At 74.1% G+C, this 19,580-nt stretch carries 14 protein-coding genes; 8 read left to right on the forward strand and 6 right to left on the reverse strand.

The features are described from left to right. Positions 1-97: 97 nt before the first annotated feature. On the forward strand, positions 98-4,846 hold the full coding sequence (locus ACZ4M8_RS25655; protein WP_467611124.1) for a molybdopterin-dependent oxidoreductase: 4,749 nt from the start codon (positions 98-100) through the stop codon (positions 4,844-4,846). Between the two features lie 39 nt (positions 4,847-4,885). Here the strand turns inward: ACZ4M8_RS25655 and ACZ4M8_RS25660 are convergent, their stop codons facing one another. The 4 genes from ACZ4M8_RS25660 to ACZ4M8_RS25675 all read right to left on the reverse strand — a co-directional run bounded on the left by ACZ4M8_RS25660 (position 4,886) and on the right by ACZ4M8_RS25675 (position 9,815). Continuing rightward, a complete protein-coding gene (locus tag ACZ4M8_RS25660) occupies positions 4,886-6,106 on the reverse strand; it encodes a GNAT family N-acetyltransferase (protein WP_467611318.1) in 1,221 nt (406 codons plus the stop codon). 142 nt (positions 6,107-6,248) lie between these two features. Then, on the reverse strand, positions 6,249-7,112 hold the full coding sequence (locus ACZ4M8_RS25665; RefSeq protein WP_467611126.1) for a GNAT family N-acetyltransferase: 864 nt from the start codon (positions 7,110-7,112) through the stop codon (positions 6,249-6,251). Between the two features lie 86 nt (positions 7,113-7,198). After that, the gene (locus ACZ4M8_RS25670) at positions 7,199-8,650 is read right to left on the reverse strand and encodes an amino acid permease (protein WP_467611320.1); all 1,452 of its coding nucleotides are present in this window, start codon (positions 8,648-8,650) and stop codon (positions 7,199-7,201) included. A gap of 208 nt (positions 8,651-8,858) precedes the next feature. Beyond that, entirely contained in the window at positions 8,859-9,815 is a 957-nt protein-coding gene (locus ACZ4M8_RS25675) for a hypothetical protein (protein ID WP_467611128.1), read from the reverse strand. Between the two features lie 626 nt (positions 9,816-10,441). Between ACZ4M8_RS25675 and ACZ4M8_RS25680 the strand changes: the two genes are divergently transcribed. The 6 genes from ACZ4M8_RS25680 to ACZ4M8_RS25705 all read left to right on the forward strand — a co-directional run bounded on the left by ACZ4M8_RS25680 (position 10,442) and on the right by ACZ4M8_RS25705 (position 15,221). Further along, positions 10,442-10,621 (forward strand): hypothetical protein, encoded by a 180-nt coding sequence (locus ACZ4M8_RS25680; protein ID WP_467611130.1) that lies wholly within the window; start codon positions 10,442-10,444, stop codon positions 10,619-10,621. Positions 10,622-10,703: 82 nt separating this feature from the next. Further along, positions 10,704-11,954, forward strand: coding sequence for a hypothetical protein (locus ACZ4M8_RS25685; protein ID WP_467611132.1), 1,251 nt, complete (start codon positions 10,704-10,706; stop codon positions 11,952-11,954). 31 nt (positions 11,955-11,985) lie between these two features. After that, complete coding sequence (locus ACZ4M8_RS25690; protein WP_467611134.1) at positions 11,986-12,507, forward strand: glycine-rich domain-containing protein; 522 nt, start codon at positions 11,986-11,988, stop codon at positions 12,505-12,507. A gap of 192 nt (positions 12,508-12,699) precedes the next feature. Beyond that, entirely contained in the window at positions 12,700-13,038 is a 339-nt protein-coding gene (locus ACZ4M8_RS25695) for a hypothetical protein (RefSeq protein ID WP_467611136.1), read from the forward strand. Between the two features lie 90 nt (positions 13,039-13,128). Next, entirely contained in the window at positions 13,129-13,731 is a 603-nt protein-coding gene (locus tag ACZ4M8_RS25700) for a carbonic anhydrase (protein ID WP_467611138.1), read from the forward strand. 17 nt (positions 13,732-13,748) lie between these two features. Continuing rightward, positions 13,749-15,221, forward strand: a complete 1,473-nt coding sequence (locus ACZ4M8_RS25705) for a SulP family inorganic anion transporter (RefSeq protein WP_467611140.1) — start codon at positions 13,749-13,751, stop codon at positions 15,219-15,221. Positions 15,222-15,284: 63 nt separating this feature from the next. On the opposite strand, the gene ACZ4M8_RS25710 is transcribed toward ACZ4M8_RS25705, so the two are convergent. Next, on the reverse strand, positions 15,285-16,748 hold the full coding sequence (locus ACZ4M8_RS25710; protein WP_467611142.1) for an APC family permease: 1,464 nt from the start codon (positions 16,746-16,748) through the stop codon (positions 15,285-15,287). Positions 16,749-17,040: 292 nt separating this feature from the next. Here ACZ4M8_RS25710 and ACZ4M8_RS25715 point away from each other — a divergent pair, with 292 nt between their 5' ends. After that, entirely contained in the window at positions 17,041-17,487 is a 447-nt protein-coding gene (locus tag ACZ4M8_RS25715) for a nitroreductase family deazaflavin-dependent oxidoreductase (RefSeq protein WP_467611144.1), read from the forward strand. Positions 17,488-17,505: 18 nt separating this feature from the next. Here the strand turns inward: ACZ4M8_RS25715 and ACZ4M8_RS25720 are convergent, their stop codons facing one another. Next, positions 17,506-19,467, reverse strand: a complete 1,962-nt coding sequence (locus ACZ4M8_RS25720; protein WP_467611146.1) for an ABC transporter permease — start codon at positions 19,465-19,467, stop codon at positions 17,506-17,508. Positions 19,468-19,580: the final 113 nt, after the last annotated feature.

Here is a 19,580-nt window from a genome sequence, read left to right on the forward strand (position 1 = left end):
GAGGCGTAACCCCGCAAGATCAACAGCTGTGACATCCGGGAAACCCGCGCTCCCTACCGTCGTACGCGTCCCGCGTCCGAGCACACAGGAGCCGCACATGACCGCACCCGAACCGGGATCGCGCCCCCTGCCCCAGGTGCGGACCGTGTGCTCGTACTGCGGGGTCGGCTGCGGCATCGTCCTCGACGTGGCGGAAGGTCCCGACGGGCGGCGGACGGTCCGCCGGGCCGCCGGCGACAAGGCACATCCGGCCAACTCCGGGCGGTTGTGCGCCAAAGGTGCCACCGGCGCGGAGCTGATGGCCGCGCCCGGCCGGCTGACCGCCGCGCTGCGCCGCCCGCACCGCGGCGCGGCCCCCGAGCCGGTCGCCATGGAGGCGGCGATCGCCGAGACGGCCCGGCGGCTGCGCGCCACCGCCGACGCGCACGGCCCGGACGCGGTGGCGCTGTACGTCTCCGGACAGCTGACGCTGGAGGCCCAGTACCTGGCGACCAAACTGGCCAAGGGGTACCTGCGGACCAGCTGGCTGGAGTCGAACTCCCGGCTGTGCATGGCGAGCGCCGCCGGCGGCTACAAGCTGTCGCTGGGCGCCGACGGGCCGCCCGGTTCGTACGACGACTTCGCGCACGCGGACGTCTTCCTGGTCATCGGCGCCAACATGGCCGACTGCCATCCGGTGCTGTACCTGCGGATGATGGAACGGGTGAGGGCCGGGGCGAAGCTGATCGTCGTCGATCCGCGGCGCACCGCCACCGCCGCCAAGGCCGACCTCTTCCTCCAGATCCGGCCCGGCACCGACCTGGCGCTCCTCAACGGTCTGCTGCACCTGCTGGCGGAGAACGGCCACACCGACCCCGCCTTCATCGCCGAGCACACCGAGGGCTGGGCGGCGATGGCCGGTGTCCTCGCGGACCATCCGCCGCACACCGTCGCCGCGCTGACCGGTCTGCCGGAGGCGGAGCTGCGGCGGGCGGCGGAGTGGATCGGCACCGCCGGGGCGTGGATGAGCTGCTGGACGATGGGGCTCAACCAGTCCACGCACGGCACGTGGAACACCAACGCGCTGATCAACCTGCATCTGGCGACCGGTGCGATCTGCCGCCCCGGCTGCGGCCCGTTCTCGCTGACCGGGCAGACCAACGCGATGGGCGGCCGGGAGATGGGATACATGGGCCCGGGGCTCCCGGGGCAGCGGTCGGCGGAGGTGGCGGCGGACCGGGCGTTCACCGAGGAGCTGTGGGGGCTGCCGCCCGGCACGATCCGGTCCGGCAGCGGCGGCGGGGGGACCGTCGAGATGTTCCGGCGGATGGCGCGCGGCGAGATCAAGGCGGCGTGGATCCTGTGCACCAACCCGGTCGCGTCGGTCGCCCGCCGCCGCACCGTCGTCGAGGGGCTGACGGCCGCGGAGTTCGTCGTCACCCAGGACGTGTTCGCCACGACCGAGACGCAGGGCTTCGCGGACGTCCAGCTGCCCGCCGCGATGTGGGCGGAGACCGAGGGCGTGATGGTCAACTCCGAGCGGAACCTCACCCTGATGCGGCAGGCGGTCGAACCGCCCGGCGACGCCTGGCCGGACTGGCGGATCATCGCCGCCGTCGCCCGGGAGATGGGGTACGGCGAGGCGTTCGCGTACGACAGCGCCGAGGAGGTCTTCGCCGAACTCTCCCGCGCGCACAACCCGCGGACCGGCTACGACCTGCGCGGGATCAGCCACCGGCGGCTGCGCCGGGGCCCGGTGCAGTGGCCCAGCGCCACCCCGGACGGACCGGACCGCAACCCGGTGCGCTACCTCAACGACGGTTTCGTACGGCCGCCCCGGGTGCGGGCGGACGGCAGCCGCCCCCGGCTGTGGTTCCCGACCCCCGACGGGCGGGCCGTCTTCCACCCCCGCCCCTCCCTGCCGGCCGCCGAACTCCCCGACGACAGCTATCCGTTCGTGCTGAACACCGGACGGCTGCCGCACCAGTGGCACACCCTGACCAAGACCGCGAAGATCCCCCGGCTCGACGCACTCGACCCGCGGCCGTTCGTGGAGATCCACCCGCGGGACGCGGCGGCCCTGGGCCTCGCGGACGGTGACGCCGTGGAGATCACCTCCCGGCGCGGCCGCGCGGTACTCCCCGCGAGGATCGGCGACCGGGTCCGGCCCGGTGACTGCTTCGCCCCCTTCCACTGGAACGACCTCTTCGGCGCGGAGCTGAGCGTCAACGAGGTCACCCACGACGCGGTCGACCCGGTCTCCTTCCAGCCCGGGACGAAGGCGTGCGCGGTGGCCCTGGCGAAGGCCCCGGCGGGAACGGACCTGTTCGGGAAGCAGCCCCGGGAAGGGGCTCAGGACCGCGGGGCCGCCGGCCGCCCGGCGGAGAACGGCGGCGTGGTCCCCGCCGAGCGGCCGGCGAAGCCCGGGACGGCCCCGCTGACCGGGACGGGCGCGGCATCCGGAAGTCCGGTACCGGCGGACGCCGTGGCGGCGGGGGCGCCGGACGGAACGCCGCTGCCTGCGGGTGCCGTGGCGGCGGGTACGACGGGCGGCATACCCCTGCCCACGGACGCCGTGGCGGCGGGTACGACGGGCGGTGCGGGAGCCTCCGTTCCGGCGCAGGCACAGGTACAGGCACCGGCACCGGCAGGTGTGGCGGCCGGTGCCTCCCCGTCCCGGGACGCCGCGCCCGCGACGTCCGTCGCCTCACCCGTCATCTCCCCCGTCGCCTCGGCGGTCGCCGGGACCGCCGCCGAGGTGTTCCGCACCGGCGGTATCGCCCCGCCCGCGCTGGCCGAACCGGAGCGGCGCTACCTCGCCGGGTTCCTCGCGGGGGTGGGGGCGGGCACGCCGGGCGCCCCGGTGCTGCCGGACCGCGCCCCGCTCAGCCCGGAGCACGCCCTGTGGGTCAACGGCTGGCTGGCCGGGGCCTTCTCCCGGGCCCCGCTCCCGGCGGCGGAACCCGCGCCGACCGGCCGGGAAACGGGCCCCGCCCCCGGCACCGGGGCCGAGGGCGGGGACGGCACGCCCGCCCCGGAGGTGCTGGTGCTGTGGGCCTCGCAGACCGGGAACGCCGAGGAGGCGGCGGCCGCCGCGGCACGCGGGCTGACCGAACGCGGGTGGCCGGCCCGGCTGCTGCGGATGGACGACGGGGAGCCCGCGGCCCTGCCGTCCGGCGCCACGCTGCTCCTGGTCACCAGCACCTTCGGCGACGGCGACGCCCCCGACAACGGCGCCCGCTTCTGGGCGGCGCTCAACGCCCCGGACGCGCCCCGCCTGGACGGCAGGCGCTACGCCGTCCTCGCGCTCGGCGACTCGTCCTACGACGACTTCTGCGGCCACGGCCGCCGCCTCGACGAGCGTCTGGCCGCCCTCGGCGCCCACCGGCTGATCCCCCGTACGGAGTGCGAACCCGACGACACCGCACCCGCGGACCACTGGCTCACCGCCGTCCTCACCGCCCTCACCGCCCCGCGCACCGCCCCGCCACCGGCCGGCAGCGACACTCCGTCCGGCCCACCGCCCGCCACCGGCCTCACACCTGCCGACGCCGGTACCCCGGCCACCGACGGCCGCCCCACCGACACCGCACCGGCCGGCACCGAACCGGCCGCCGCCGGGCCCACGTCCGACCCTTCGCCCGCCACCGGCCCGGCCACGCCGCCCTCCACCGGCCCCACGCCCCCATCCGGCCGCGGCCCCACCGGCACCGCACCGGCCGCTCCCCCCGCTCCCCGCACCCCGACCCGGCGCTCGCCCGCCACCGCGCACCTCATCGGCAACCGGCTGCTGAGCGGGCCGGGTTCCGGCAAGGAGGTCCGGGGCTTCACCCTCGACACCCGGGAGGCGGGGGCGCCGCTCGGCTACGCGGCGGGGGACGCGCTGGGAGTGGTGCCGCGCACCGGCCCCGCGGTGGTGGCGGAGTGGCTGGCGGTGACCGGCGCGGACGCCGGGGCCGAGGTGGAGATCGCGGGCGTCGGCACCGTCCCCCTCGCCACCGCGCTGGAGCGCCACCTCGACCCCACCCGTATCACCACCGGGCTGCTCCGGCTGATCGCCGACCGCACCGGGGACCGTCTCCTCACCCGCCTGCTGGAGCCCGCCGCCAAGGCCGAACGCGCGCGGTGGGCGTGGGGGCGCCAGGCGCTCGACGTGCTCGCCGAACACCCGGCGCGAGCCTCCGCCGCCGAGTGGGCCGCCGCCCTGCCCCGACTGCGGCCCCGGCTGTACTCCATCGCGTCCAGCCCGCTCCGGGATCCGTATCTGATCCGGCTGACGGTCTCCGTCGTCCGCTTCGCCGGGCACCGCGGGCGGCCCCGCCACGGTGTCGCGTCGGGCCGCCTCGCCGACGCCGCGCCGGGCGCCCCGGTGCAGGTCTTCGTCCAGCGCTCGGCGCACTTCCGGCCGCCGGCCGACCCGGCGGTACCGATGGTGATGGTCGGGCCGGGCACCGGCGTCGCGCCGTTCCTCGGCTTCCTCCAGGACCGGGCGGCCCGCGGCCACACCGCCCCCAACTGGCTGTTCTTCGGCGAACGGCACCACGCGAGCGATTTCCACCACCGCGCCGAACTGGAAGCGCTCCGCGACGCGGGCACCCTCACCCGGCTCGACACCGCGTTCTCCCGCGACCAGCCGGAGAAGATCTACGTCCAGGACCGGATGCGCGAACACGGCGCACTGCTGTGGTCCTGGCTGCGCGACGGCGCGCACTTCTACGTCTGCGGGGACGCGTCCCGGATGGCCGGGGACGTCGACCGGGCGCTGCGGAACGTCGCCATGGCCCACGGCGGTCTCGACGAGGACGGCGCCGCCGCCCATGTCGCCCGCCTCGCCGCCGAACGGCGCTACGTCCGCGACGTCTACTGACGCCCCGCCCGGCCGTGCGCCGGGCGGGCGGCGCGGTGGTCAGAACCAGTGCAGGCAGTGCGGCGGCGTCCCCGTACGGAACAGGGCGTCGGCGCGGTGCGCCGCGTCCGGACGGTGGGCCCGGACGTGTCCGGCGCGCACCAGCGTGCTCGGGGCGGTGCCGCCGAGATAGACCGCGCCCAGGTCCCGTACGTCCAGGGAGAGATCGGGCGCCCGGTCCGTCGGGACGCAGTCGGCCCGGCCCTCCCGGACGGTCAGCAGATGGCGGTGGTGTTCGCCGAGGAACGGGTCGGTGACGTCGAGGACGAGATCGCCGTCCGCGTCCCAACCGCGTGCGGTCAGCGCCCGCGGGACGTCCAGCAGCCGCACCCAGAGCCAGTCGGTGTCCTCGCTCACCCGGGCGGCGCGGAAGTCCCCGAGCTGCCAGCGCAGCGGATGGCCGGGCGGGACGTGCCGGAACACGGCCTCGGAGACCAGGTCGTGGCCGAGGACGAAGCGGGCCAGGGCGGTGAAGACGGTGTCGTCGGCGGTGACGATCTCGTCGACCGTCACGGTGCCCGACTCGACCGCGTAGCTGGCGTATCCGTCCGGTGTGCCGTCGGTGGCGCGGTGGACGGCGATGTGGCGCGGCGCCGGTGCGAGCGGAGGCTGCCCGGCGCGCCGGGCCCACCAGCGGTGCGGCCGGGACAGCGCCCCGTGCTGGGCGCGGCGGTACCGGTCGTGGAGCTCCTCCAGGAGATCGCCGCACCGGTCACGCCGCAGGACCTCGACCGTGCCGGTGGCCGCCGCCGGTGTGCCGGCGGTGTCCGCCCGGGGAGCGGCGAGGGCGGCGCGGTGGCGCGCCACCGTCAGATGTGTCGTGTACGTCGCCGGTCCGTAGCCGAACCTGCCGTAGATCGGTGCCTCGGACGCCAGCAGCACGGCGAGGAACTCCCCGCGGGCCCGCAGCGCGGCGAACTGATGGCGCATCATCGCGCTGAGCACACCCCGGCGCCGGTGCGTGGGCAGGACCCCGACGGCGGACACCCCGGCAACCGGGGCGAGGGCCCCGCCGGGCAGGGTGAGTTCGAAGGAGTACGCGGCGGCGGTGCCGACGGGCCTCCCGCCCTCGGCCAGGGCGAGCAGTCCGCGGTCCATCTCCAGCGCCGACCACCACAGCCCGCCGCCGTCGGCCGGGGTCTCCGGGTGGCGTCCGAACGCCGTATGGACCGTCTCGACGAAGACGTCGAGATCCTCGTCGGTCGTGGGGCGGATCTCCACCACTGCCGCTGCCTCCTCGGGTACCGGCGCCACACCGCGTGGCGCCCGGACGCCACCATGCAGCGCCGCCCCGCGGCCCGGTCAACCGGATTACGGCGCCGGACCGGCCGTCCGCGCCCGTGCGGCCGGCCGGTCGCCGCTCCTAGCCCAGTTCCAGGCTGGTGATCCCGTGGATGCGGTCCTGGCGGACGGCCGGTACGGGGCCGGTGTACATCCGGGTGGAGCGGGAGACCGGCGCCAGGCCCCGGGCCCGCGCCAACTCCTGGGTGGCGGGGGCGGTTTCCGGCACGTCGATGACGATCTCGGCGGCGGGCCCGGCGGCTTCGGCGAGCGCGTCGAAGAGCGTGGCCGCGTCCTCGGGGGTGTCGGCGAAGAGCGGCCCGATGCGGTGCCCGCTGCGGGCCGGGCGGATCACGCCGTACCCGGTGAGGGCCCCGTCGCGCAGGACGACGCGGACGGTGTGGCCGGGCGCGGCCAGCCAGCGGCCGAGGAACCCGGACCGGTCGGCGGGGAAGCACGTGCGGTCGTAGGCGAGGACCGCGTCGTGGTGGGCCGCGGTGTACGGCTCGGCGGCCGAGGGGCCGTCCGCCGGGGCGGGGCGACCGGCGTAGCGGACGGATTCGTGGGCGGCGGTGAACCCGGCGCGCTCGTACGTGGCCTTCTGGGCGGGGACGGCGTCGAGCCCGATGGTGCGGGCCCCGGCGTGCGGCAGGGCGGCGCGCCAGGTGGCAAGGCCCAGGCCCCGCCCGCGGTGTCCGGGGTGGACGAGGTAGTAGCCGAGGAAGGCGTAGCTGTCGGAGTAGGTGACGACGGAGACGGCGGAGACGGTGCGGTCGCCGAGGCGGCCGGTGAAGAACCCGGCCGGGTCGGTGGGGTGGAAGCACCCGGTGTCGGCGAGCCCGGGGTTCCACTCCTCGTCGGCCGCCCACTCCTCGATGAGGAGCCAGTCCTTGGACGAGGCGGCGGCGACGGTGAGTTCGGGGGCGGAGGTGCCGGAGGCGGACATCGGTGGCGTCCCTTCGGTCGGGGCCGGGGCCCGGCGAGGAGCGCGGTACGCCGCGTCCCCGGCCGGGCCCGTGGCCGGGCGGAGTGTCAGATGAGATCCATGGCGGCGACCTCGTCGGGGCGGCCGTAGCTGACCGGCCCCTGGAAGCGGCGGCGGGCGGTGGCGAACCACCAGACGGTGGCGATGACGAGGACCACCGCGAGGGCGATCGGCGCGTAGTTGAACGACTCCGCGGTGATCGGATACGCCTGCGGCAGCATGAACAGCACATTGCTGATAAGGATCCAGGCCACCGCGATGAAGGCGACGGGCTTACCGAATCGCCCGAGGTTCCACGGACCCGGCCGGAAGTCGTCGAGCCGCAGCCGGAGGAATATCGGCACCCCGTAGGCGAGGAAGAGACCCACGACATTGACGCTGACGACAGCGGTGAACGCGGTGTGTGACCACCATCCGGGCAGCACCAGCACGAGCGGACAGGCGGCGGCCAGCCATACCGCCTTGACGGGGGTGCGGGTACGCGCGGAAACCGAATGCCACCAGCGGGAACCGGGCATCGCACCGTCGCGGGAGAAGGCGAAGATCTGCCGGGTATTGCTCGTCATGTTGGCGAGCCCGCAGAAGAGCATCGCGCCGATGACGATCAACAGGAGCAGCTTGGCGGTGCCCGGTCCGAGCGCGTCGATGAGAATCTGCACGGGCGGCGCGTCGGCGCTCGCCGCATGCCCGTAATCCTTGATCGCGTACACCAGTGCGAGCATGAGGATGAGGCCGGTGAGGGCGGAGTAGCTGATCGCACGCATGATCCCGCGCGGGGCGTTGACGGTGGCCTTCACGGTCTCTTCCGACATGTGAAAGCTGCCGTCGAAGCCGGTGAACGTCCAGCTGGTGACCAGCAGTCCGAGCATTCCGCCGTAAATCGCGTGGGTGAAGCCGGTGTTGTTGGCGAAATGGGTGACGAACGACGCCGGCTGATGGCTGTCGGGGATGACCGTCAGCGCGGTGACGATCACCACCAGGCCGATGAGCAGCCACCAGACGGAAATGCGGTTGAACACCGCGACCAGCCGCACGGTGTAGGTGTTGGCCAGCGCCTGGAGCAGCAGGATGACGGCGGTGATGCCGACGGTCTGCTGCGGGGTGGCCACGTAGGACGGCCACTGCATGCCGATGAACGCCTGGATGAAGGTGGCGGCGGCGAAGTTGGTGGCCGCGGTGCCGCCGACCTGACCGACGAAGTTGAGCCAGCCGGTGTACCAGGACCAGGCGCCGCGGTGGCGCTTGGCGAGCTTTCCGGCGGAGAAGTAAAGGGCGCCGCTGGTGGGATAGGCGGAGGCGATTTCCCCCATCGCGGCGCCGACGAACAGCACCATGACCGACACACCGATCCAGCCGAACACCAAAATACGCGGGCCGCCCGCGTTCATTCCGAAACCGAAGGAGGAGAAGATCCCGGAGATAATGTTGATGATGGTGAAGGAGATCGCGAAATTGTCGAAGGCACGGAATCTTCGGGTGAGTTTCCGCGGATATCCCATCGCGTGCAGTGTGGCATCGTCATCGAGCGTCCCGGTATCCACCGGGCCGGATGTTTTCGAGCGGGGCGGCGCAATGCGCTCGGACACAACCGTATCCTTTCTGACAGAGCTGATAGGGGACTTCGGTGGGGGCGAACAGTCGCACTTTCGGCGCTATCGGTACGCGTCGGATCTCAGGTATGCGTCCGCAGCTGAAGGGAAATGACGCTCAGGCGGCCCCGGGGACCGGCAGGCCGCAGGAGCGCCTGGCCTTCGTCAATTGCTCTTCGGGCGGCCCGAAGGCGCTCCACGGCATACGGGCCGCGTAGGGCCCCATCGCCGTGAAGACCTCGCGCGCCTCGAATTCACGCTTCGCCATGAACAGCGCGTGCGCGAGATGGGAGAGGTCGACCACCGGCACGAAGCGGTAGTCGGCCACGTGCGGGAACCAGTGGCGGTGGATGCTCAGCGCGGTGCTGGTCCACTGCGGCTGTTCCCAGGTCCGGTCGGCCAGCAGCGCTGTCGGGTCGTACTCGTCGACCAGTGCGACCAGCGGCAGCAGCCGCAGCGGTGAGGAGGCCGCGGCGCGCTGTCCGAGGAAGGCGGCGACGTCCCAGCTGGCGCTCGCCGAACCGCCGTTACGGCTGAAGAAGAAGGAGAGGAAGCGGTGGTGGGCCTCGCGGTGCCAGGGGTCGATCCGGAGGATGTGGGCGAAGAGGTACCACGGTCCGGTGGGCGCGGTGAGCAGGCCCTGCGGGGCCGGGTCACGGGGCCGCTGGAAACGGGCGAGCGCCAGCTGGCAGACCCAGGGGGTGGGGTCGTCGGGCAGCATCTGGGCGGCGCGCTCGGCGGCGGTCCGCGCGATACGTACCAGGGCTTCGTGCCGCCGGTCCGCGGTATCCGCCATGCGCAATGCCCGGATCATCGCGACCCGCGCCCACATGAGTGCGGCTTCGGGTCCGGGTTCTTCCGCTATCCAGCGTTCCGACAGGTCCGAGTCGGCGGCTTCCGATGCCAGCACCAGCGACCGGTGTGCGCGGACCTCGAAATCCCCCCGAGCCTCTTTGAGTACCTCATGTGCGCTGAAGTACCGGCCGGCCCTGACATCCATGCACGCCTGCGCCAACTGCCGGTCATTGGCCGCCGGACTCCACACGTACTGCCCTTCGAATGAGCCCGCCGCCATGAGCCCCTCCTGGTCCTGAAGGCGTCATCGTCCCCCCGCTCACATTCTCTGCGTGCCGAATTAAGCCGGATCGTTTCCCCCGATCCGTCCGTGGCGGGGCACACCCTACTCACCTCCAAGTGAGAGCGAAAATAGTCGCCGGGAATATCGACTTCCGCACCTTTTGCCCCACCCATTCGAGGGGTTATCCCGTCACCCTCCGAACCATCGGGCCACCCTTCTCCACCATTCAATGCCGCAGCTCACCGGCCGATTGGCATATGCCCATCTTTTCAGCATCTTCATATCTGACGGAGTGTCACACCAGGTCCACCGCCCGCACGCCGCCCCCGGCGGCGCCGCGACGGGACCGCCGCGGACGGCGGGCGGACCAGGTCATCCCCAACTGACCACGGAAGCCCACTTCTTGACGGAGGCCCGGCCACCCGACCGCCGCGGTCGGCCCCGTCACACCCCCGCCGCCGATACGAGCGGCGGAATCGCGCCAAAGATGGCGCGCGGAAGGTCCTTCACCCGAAGGACACATTGCCTTTCATTGACACCCACTTGGTGATCCTTTTACTTTCGGGTGGTGCGGCGACGTCCGGTGCCGCACCACCCCACCCACGAACGCCCCGGAGGCCGACATGGAGCAGCTCATCAAGAAGATGGCGCAGGACGACGTCTGGCAGGGCTGGCTCGCCGCCAACTCCGCGAGCGCCGCCGCCAAGAACGGCTGCATCAGCGCCGCCCCGAAGACCGGCTGCATCAGCGCCGCGCCCAAGTCCGGGTGCATCAGCGCGACGAAGGCCGGCTGTATCTCCTGACCGTCCGCCCCGGGAGGCGGCGGCCCCGCGCCCGTCGCCTCCCGCCGGGTGCCCGTTTCCGAGCACGAGTGAAGGTACGCACATGGAGTGGGACGGCCAGCCGACGGCCGAGGTCCGCGCGCAGATCAAGGACATACCGATCTACCGTGACGCCCTGGAGCGGGGGCACTTCCCCCTGCTCGACAAGCCGGAGATCGCCCGCGGCTTCCCCGACAACTGGATGACCCCGGAGCTGGCCCGCGCACTGGAGAACGGCGACGCCGAGTTCGTCCTGTCCACCGGCACCAACCACGCCCGGATGCAGCTCATCCGGCCGCCCTACTTCCTGCTGCGCTCCTACTACCGGCTGTGGAGCGAGCACCCGGACATCGCACACACCTGGCAGGAGGGCTGCCGCCGGGTGTCGCTGACCACCGTCCTGGCCACCGAGCACGTCGCCCGCGTCAACGCCGCCAAGCGCGGCGCCGCGCCCGACGCCTCCCCCGGCCCCGCCGACCGGCGGCTCGACCCCCGCACCTCGTACGTCAACCTCCGGCTCGATCCGGCGCTGTGGGAGCGCGACGAGGTCGTGCGGATGCTCGGCGAGATCGACGAGGCCCGGCAGGCGCATCCGCGCGGCTGGTACCACCTCGACTGCTCCGGCTACCACCTGGCGCATCTGCTGCTGAAGATCGGCCGGTGGGGCCTGTGGGACGACTTCCCGCCGCCGGCCAGCATCATCCACGCGTACGAGTACACGCCGGTCAACGTCCGCCGTTTCCTGGCGCAGCACTTCGCCTGTCCGGTCATCGACCTCTTCGGCTCCACCGAACTGGGCTACCTCTTCTTCAGCGACCGCCGCGGGCGCTACCACCCGCACCTGGACCGGATGAGCGTCGAACTGCTGCCCGTCGCCCCCGGCAGCGAGATCTTCCAGCTCATCGTCACCAGCGTCCGCAACCCGTACATGCCGCTGGTGCGCTACCGCTCGGGGGACTGCGTCCGTACCGAGGGCGGGGTGCCGGACCCGGAGCGGATCGTGCGGTTCTGCGGGCGGGAGAAGGAGTTGCTGGCCACCGCGCACGGGCCGGTGGCGCAGGGCGACCTCGACGACCGGATCGGTGCCGCCAGCCCCCGGATCTTCCTGCACCAGCTGCGCACCGGCGGCAGCGACGGCGGACCGGCCACCCTCGCGTACACCACGTTCGACGGGGCGCCGCTGACCGCCGCGGAGCGCACCGCGCTGGAGGACGGTGTCCGGGCGCTGACCGGCCGCGACTGCCGGGCCGACCACCACGCCCACCTGCCGATCGGCGCCTCCGGCAAGTACGCCTGGCTCGCCACCGGCGCCTGACCCACGACGCCGACCGCCCACGGGAGAACCCATGACCTTCGCCGCCGCCCCGACCGCCGCCGTGACCGCCGACGAGCTGACCGCGCTGCTCGGCGACCGGCTGCACACCGAGACGGTCGACCACACCGTGCGGACCACCGGTGTGCCGCGGGAGTTCGCCGAGCGCCAGGTGACCGAGTGCCTGCGCTACCTCTACCTCGTCTCGCGCCACCACGACCGGCTCGGCGGTCTCTTCCTCCCCGTGGAGCAGGAGATCGACGAGATCTGGCACTACCTGATCCTCCAGACCCGCGAGTACCGCGCGCTGTGCGAGGAGCGGCTGCCCGGCCGGTTCTTCATCGAGCACCGCTCGATCGCGTACGAGGACTACCAGCGCGAGCCGGGCCGCGAGCAGGTGCTGGAGGAGGCGCTGCGCTGGATACCGCTGTACTGCGCGGCGTTCGGAGCGTTCGACGAAGGTGCGTTGCCGCACTGGACGATCGTGCGGTTCCTGCACCAGCGGCTGGAGATGTCGCTGGCGGAGATCTCCGCCCTGGAGAGCGCCGCCGCCTGACCGGCCGGGGCACGAAGCGCCCCGGCCCCGCGCGCGGCCCGCCCACGGCGACCGCGCACCTTCCACCCACCACCCCGACCACGACCGGCCCGGGAACCCGAGGCCGGCCGAACCCGAGAGGCGATGATGCGCCGGGACAACACCACACCGGACGGACGCCGTCCGGCCGTACTACCACTGACCACGCTCACCGTGATCCTTCTCTTCCTGCTGGGCACCGCGGTGCCGACCGCCAACTTCGCGGCGGTGCCGGCGACCGCGGTCACCGGCGCGGCGGCACCGCCCGTCGTCGTCTCACCGAGCTACACCAACGGTGAACTCGCCGAACGCGAGAACGACCGCGGCCAGGGGATACGGCGCGGCGCGCGCAACGCCGCCCCGCTGCCGCCTCCGGGCGCCCCCGGGGCCCCGGACCGCGCCCCCGCCGTCCGTACTCCCGCGGCCGGCGGACACGCCGTACCGCCACGGACCGACGACGGAAGGCGACAGCCGTCCGAACTTCCCCTTCTGCACTGTGTGTTCCGCTGCTGAGCGCGCCACGGACCGACCGCACCATGCGTTCCGGCCGCCTCCTGGCGGCCTTTCCACGGCCCACCCTCATCAGCAGGAGAACCCGTCCAGATGGACACCTTCATCCAGCACGCCCGGGGCCACAGTGCCCGTATCGCCGACCGTGAGGAGGAGCGGGAGACCTACGGCAAGCTCGCCGACGGGCAGTCGCCGCTCGCCCTCTTCATCACCTGCTCCGACTCCCGGGTCATCCCGTCGCTGATCACCGGCGCGCGCCCGGGAGAACTCTTCGAACTGCGCACGGCGGGCAACGCCGTGCCCCTCTACTCCCCCGGCCGGGCGGCGAGTTCCGAGGCCGCCACCATCGAGTACGCCATGCGGGTGCTGAAGGTCGCCGACATCGTCGTCTGCGGCCACTCGCACTGCGGAGCGGTCGGCGCGAAGTGCCGCGGCGAGGATCTGACCTCGGCGCCGGACGTCCACGACTGGCTCAGCCAGGAACTCTCCGACTCCCTGCCCCACGACGCGGAACCGGCCGCGGCCAACGCCGTCCGCCGCCATGTCTGCGAACAGGTCGACCGGCTGCGTGCGTACCCGAGCGTGCGCGAACGGCTGGCGGACGACGCCGTCCGCCTGCACGGCTGGTTCTACGAGGTCCACACCGGCCGGGTCACCGTGCACGACCCGGCGTCCGACTCGTTCCTCCCGCTGTGAAGGCGGTTCCACCCACCATGAATCGACTGATCGTGAACCGACTCCCGTCCTTCCGGGCGGACTTCGCCGCGTCCCTCGTCGTCTTCCTCGTCGCCGTCCCGCTCTGTGTGGGCGTCGCGGTGGCCTCCGGTGTCCCCGCCGAACTGGGCCTGGTCACCGGTATCGTCGGCGGTCTGCTGACGGGCCTGCTGCCCGGCAGCAGCCTCCAGGTCTCCGGCCCGGCGGCCGGTCTGACCGTCCTCGTGTACGAAGCGGTGCAGGAGTACGGGCTGGGGGCGCTGGGCGCCATCGTGCTGGCCGCCGGTGCGCTGCAACTGCTGATGGGCGCGTTGCGGTGGGGGCGGTGGTTCCGGGCGATCTCGGTGGCCGTCGTCCAGGGCATGCTGGCCGGTATCGGCCTGGTGCTGATCGCCGGGCAGCTCTACACCCTCACCGACGCCAAGGCGCCCGGCAACGGCCTCGCCAACCTCGCCGGGCTCCCCCGCCTGGTCTGGCAGACCGTCGGGGACGGCGGCGCCGCCACCGCCTTCGCGGTCGGCGCGGGCACCATCGCCGTCCTGGTGCTGTGGCCGCGCTGGAAGCGGGCGGCGCGGGTGCTGCCGGCGCCGCTGGCCGCCGTGCTGCTCGCCACCGCCACGGTGTTCGTGCTGGATCTGCCGGTGGCGCGGGTCGAGGTCAGCGGGCTGCTGGCGGCCGTGCAGCCGCCCGGGTTCGCCGACATCGGCCGGCTGACCGAACCGCTGGTGCTCGGCACGGTGCTGTCGTTCACCCTGATCGCGTCGGCGGAGTCGCTGTTCAGCGCGGCGGCGGTGGACCGGCTGCACGACGGTCCGAAGACCGACTACGACAAGGAGCTGATGGCGCAGGGCGCGGGCAACGCGGTGTGCGGTGTGCTCGGCGCGCTGCCAATGACCGCGGTGATCGTGCGGAGCGCCGCGAATGTGCAGGCGGGCGCGCGGACGAAGGCGTCGCGGGTGCTGCACGGGGTGTGGATCCTGCTGTTCGCCGCGGCGTTCCCGGCGGCGCTCGGTGTCGTACCGGTCGCGGCGCTGGCGGGTGTGCTGGTGCACGCCGGGTGGAAGCTGATCCCGCTGCGGGAGCTGCCGGCGCTGTGGCGCGAACACCGCGGTGAGGCACTGGTGTTGCTGGTCACGGCGGTGGCGATCGTCACGGTCAACATGTTCGAGGGCGTGCTGATCGGTCTGCTGCTGGCCGTCGTCAAGACCGCGTGGGACACCTCGAAGGTGCATCTGGAGATCGAGGTGCCGGAGGGGGACGCGCCGATCCGGGTGCGGGCCGTCGGCAACGCCACGTTCCTGCGGCTGCCGAAGCTGCTGGACGAGTTGGCGGAGCTGCCGCCGGAGCGCGAGGTCGAACTGGACCTGACCGCGCTGCGCCATCTCGACCACGCCTGCGCCACCGCGCTGCGCGCCTGGTCGGAGCAGCGCCGCCGGGCCCGCCCGGAGCCGGAGCCGGTCCTGGTGCCGTGAGGACGCGGTGACCGCCGGTGCCCCGGGCCTTCTCGCGGAGGTCCGGGGCACCGGTGCGTGTGGTCAGCCGCGCTCCGCGTCGACGGTGGTGAGCCGGGCGTACGCGGTCCGGTCGCGGCGGCGGATCCGCAGCGCCACGGCGGTCCCGGCGGCGCCGGCGAGGGGCAGCGGGGCGAGCAGGGCGGCGTTGACGCCGGGGCCGGCGCCGGTGAGCAGGGTGAAGTTCCGGCAGACCAGGACGGTCAGCGCGGTCAGCCCGGCGCACGCCACCAGCGGCGCGGCCACCACCCGCCACCGGGGCAGCCCGCGCCGGTCGCCCCGGAAGAAGCCGAACACCGCCGCCGCGGCGAGCGCCTGGAGCACCATCACCCCGACGATGCCGGTGCCGCTGGTCCACAGGAACGTCACCGCGTACGGGTCGGCGCCCGCGGCGGCGGTGACGGCGACGGTGAGCAGCGCGCACGCCGACTGGGCGAGGACGGCGGCGGCGGGCGCGCGGGTGCGGGCGGAGACGGTGCCGAGGCGGCGGGGCAGCAGTCCCTCGCGGCCGAGGGCGTAGCCGTAGCGGGTGGCGCCGTTGTGGAAGGCGAGGGTGGCGGCGAAGACGCTGGTGACGAGGAGGAGCCGCATGGCGTCGGCGGCCCAGGCGCCGGCGAAGCGGGTGGCGGCCGTGAAGAACATGTCGGTGCCGCCGGGCCCGCGCGCGACGTCCTGGGCGTGGTCCGCCCCGTAGGCGCTGATGACCAGCCAGGTGGTGAGCGTGTAGAAGAGCGCGAGGAAGGCGACGGCGAGGCAGGTGGCGCGCGGCACGGCGCGGGCCGCGTCGCGGGTCTCCTCGGCGTAGAGGGCGGTCGCCTCGAAGCCGATGAACGCGCCGATCGCGAGGACGAACATGCCGCCGGCACCGGACCCGGTGAGGCGGCCGGGCATGAGGACGGTGAGGTCCCATCCGGCCGGTCCGCCGCCGTGCGCGAGGATGCCGGTCTCCAGGACGAGGAGGACCAGCACCTCCAGGACGAGGGCGGCGCCGAGCACCTTGGCGCTGAGGGTGACCTTGAGGTAGCCGAGCACACCGATGGCGACGAGCCCGCCGAGCGACCACGGCCACCAGGCGGTGCGGGCCCCGGTGAGGTCGGCGAACGCGCCCGCCGTGAAGTGCCCGAACGCGGCGAGCAGCCCGACCTCCAGGGCGTTGTAGGCGAGCAGCGCGACATAGGCGGCCCCGGCGCCGGCCGGGCGGCCCAGGCCGCGGCCGATGTACGCGTAGAAGGCGCCGGCGTTGCGGACGTACCGGCTCATCGCGGTGAAACCGGCGGCGAAGACGGCCAGGAGCAGTCCGGCGACGAGGTAGCCGAGGGGCACGGCGGGGCCCGCCATGGCGATGGCGACGGGTGCGGCGCCCGCCATGACGGTGAGCGGCGCGGCCGCGGCGACCACGAAGAAGACGAGGTCCCCCGTCCCGATGGCGCCGCGTTCGAGAGTGGGGGCGGCCGCCGGTGCGGGGGCGGCGGTCTGCTGCGCGGACATGTGCGGTCCTCATCGGCGTCGGGGATCGGGCGGTGTGCGGGGTGACCGTACGGGCGCCGCGGCGGCGGGCGGAAGAGCGCCCGGCGGCCAACGGGGCGGGCGCGGGGGTGCGAGGGCCGGGGCGGGGCGGCGCCGCGTGGGCGGCCCGGTGCTCCGCCGCCGGTCCCGGGCCACGACACGACCGCCCGGTTCGGGAGTGAACGGCGGGGCGCCGGTGTTGAGTGGGACGGGCCGCCGCGCGGCGGTGCGAGTGACGGCAACGACGAGACAGCGACGAGACGAGGAGCCACCGATGCCTCTTGCGGGCGAGTACGAGCCGAGCCCCACGGAGTGGGTGCGCAAGCAGGTCGAGGAGATCGAGAGTTCCGGCGGGACGAAGGGCACGACCCTGCGCGGGATGCCGGTGGTGGTGCTGACCACCAAGGGCGCGAAGAGCGGGAAGCTGCGCAAGTCACCGGTGATGCGGGTGGAGCACAACGGCCGGTACGCGGCGGTGGCGTCGCTGGGCGGCGCGCCCCGGCACCCGGTCTGGTACCACAACCTGGTGGCCGATCCCCGGCTGGAGCTCCAGGACGGGCCGATGCGGCAGGACATGACGGCGCGTGAGGTGCACGGCGCGGAGAAGGCCGAGTGGTGGGCGCGGGCCGTGGCGGCCTTCCCCGACTACGCCGACTACCAGAAGAAGACCGACCGGACGATCCCGGTCTTCGTCCTGGAACCGGCCGAGCGACCGCACTGACCGGCCGGGCCGGCGGCGTCACAGGGCGATGAGACAGACCTCCGTCGCCTTGACGCCCGTCCACACGGCGACGCCGTCGGCCAGCCCCAGTTCGGCGGCGGCCTGCGGGGTGACCTCGGCGATCAACTCGGGGGCGGCCGGCGAGGTGATCCGCACCCGCAGCCGGCCGCCCGCCGCGGTGATCTCCCGTACGGTGCCGGGCCAGACGTTACGGGGGCTGCCGCCGGGCCGTTCGCGGTGGACGGCGACGGCCTCCGGCGCGACGATCGCGAGCGCCGCGGTGCCTTCGGGCAGCGGGTCGGCGGCGATGACGTGGCCGCCGCCGTCGGGGGCGAGGCCGTCGGCGGTGGCGGTGCCCGGCCAGGCGTTGCGGCCCAGCATCCGGGCGACCCACGGGGAGCGCGGGCCGCGGGCGACCTCGGCGGGCGGCGCGTCCTGGACGGCCCGGCCGCCGTCGAGCACCAGCACCCGGTCGGCGAGCGACACCGCCTCCACCGGGTCGTGGGTGACGATCAGGCAGACGCCGCCGAAGCCCGCGAGGTGGCGGCGGAGGGTGTGGCGGACGTGGGCGCGGGTGGTCTGGTCGAGGGCGGCGAGCGGTTCGTCGAGGAGCAGCAGCCGGGGGCGGGCGGCCAGTGCGCGGGCGAGGGCGACGCGCTGGGCCTGGCCGCCGGAGAGCTGGCCGGGGCGGCGGTGGGCGAGCGGGCCGACGCCGAGCCGGTCGAGCCATTCCTGGGCGGCGCGGCGGGCGGCGGCGCGCGGCATGCCGTGGGCGCGCAGCCCGTAGGCGGTGTTGCTCAGGGCGCTGAGGTGCGGGAAGAGCGCGCCGTCCTGCGGGACCCAGGCGACGCCGCGGCGGTGCGGGGGCAGCGCGGTGGCGTCGCGGTCGCCGAGCCGCAGGTCGGCGCGGGCGCGCGGGGTGAGGCCGAGCAGGGCGCGCAGCAGGGTGGTCTTGCCCGCGCCGTTGGGTCCGACGACGGCGAGGGTGGTGCCGGGCGCGGCGTCCAGGGTGAGGGTGGTGAAGCCGGTGACGTCGGCGTGGAGGGCGTACCGGTCCTCGGGCGCCGGGGGCGCGGGAGCGTCCTCGTGGCCGGTGTCCGCGGGGCTGTCGGGTGCGGCGGTGGCGCCCGGCCGGCCGGCGGGACCCGGTCGGCGCGGTGTGCGGCGCGCGGGGGTGCCCGCCCAGCGGCCGCGCAGGGCCACCAGGACGGCCATGGCGATGGCGAGGAGCAGCAGGGAGACCGAGGTGGCGGCCTCCGGTGAGTCCTGGAGCAGCAGATAGACCTGGAGCGGCAGCGTCTGGGTGGTGCCGGGCAGGTTGCCGGCGAAGGTGATGGTGGCGCCGAATTCGCCGAGGGCGCGGGCCCAGGTCAGGGCGGCGCCCGCGGCGAGGCCCGGAGCGATCATCGGGAGGGTGACGGTGACGAAGACGCGGAGCGGGGAGGCGCCGAGGGAGGCGGCGGTCTCCTCGTAGGCGGGGCGGAGTCCGGCGAGGGCGCCTTCGAGGCTGATGACCAGGAACGGCATGGCGACGAAGGTGGCGGCGACGACCGCGCCGGAGGTGTGGAACGGCAGGGTCAGCCCGAAGGTGTCCTCCAGCCACGGGCCGAGCACCCCGCGGCGGCCGAAGCCCAGGAGCAGCGCGACGCCGCCGACGGTCGGCGGCAGCACCATCGGCAGCAGCACCAGCGAGCGCACCAGCGCCTTCCCGGGGAACGCGGTGCGCGCCAGCAGCCAGGCGAGCGGCACCCCGAGCAGCAGGGACAGCCCCAGCGCCCAGCAGGAGACCAGCAGGGACAGCCGCAGCGCCTCGGTGACGCCGGGGCTGGTGAGGTGGGTGCCCAGCTCGCTCCAGGAGGTGCGGGCGAGGATGCCGACGAGCGGCAGCAGCAGGAACGCCACGGCCAGCAGCGCGGGCACCGCCAGCGCCACGGGCGTACGCCCCCCGGACCACCGGCCCCGCGGCGGACGGCTTCTCATCGCGGCTCCTGTGCCATGGCGGTTCCTGTACGTCGGTGCGGGGGCGGGCTGTTCGGCGCGCCGGGGCGGTGGCCGGTGGCCCGGCGGCGCTCCGGGCCACCGCCGGACGGCTA

The organism is Streptomyces sp. NPDC027185 (assembly GCF_055567035.1).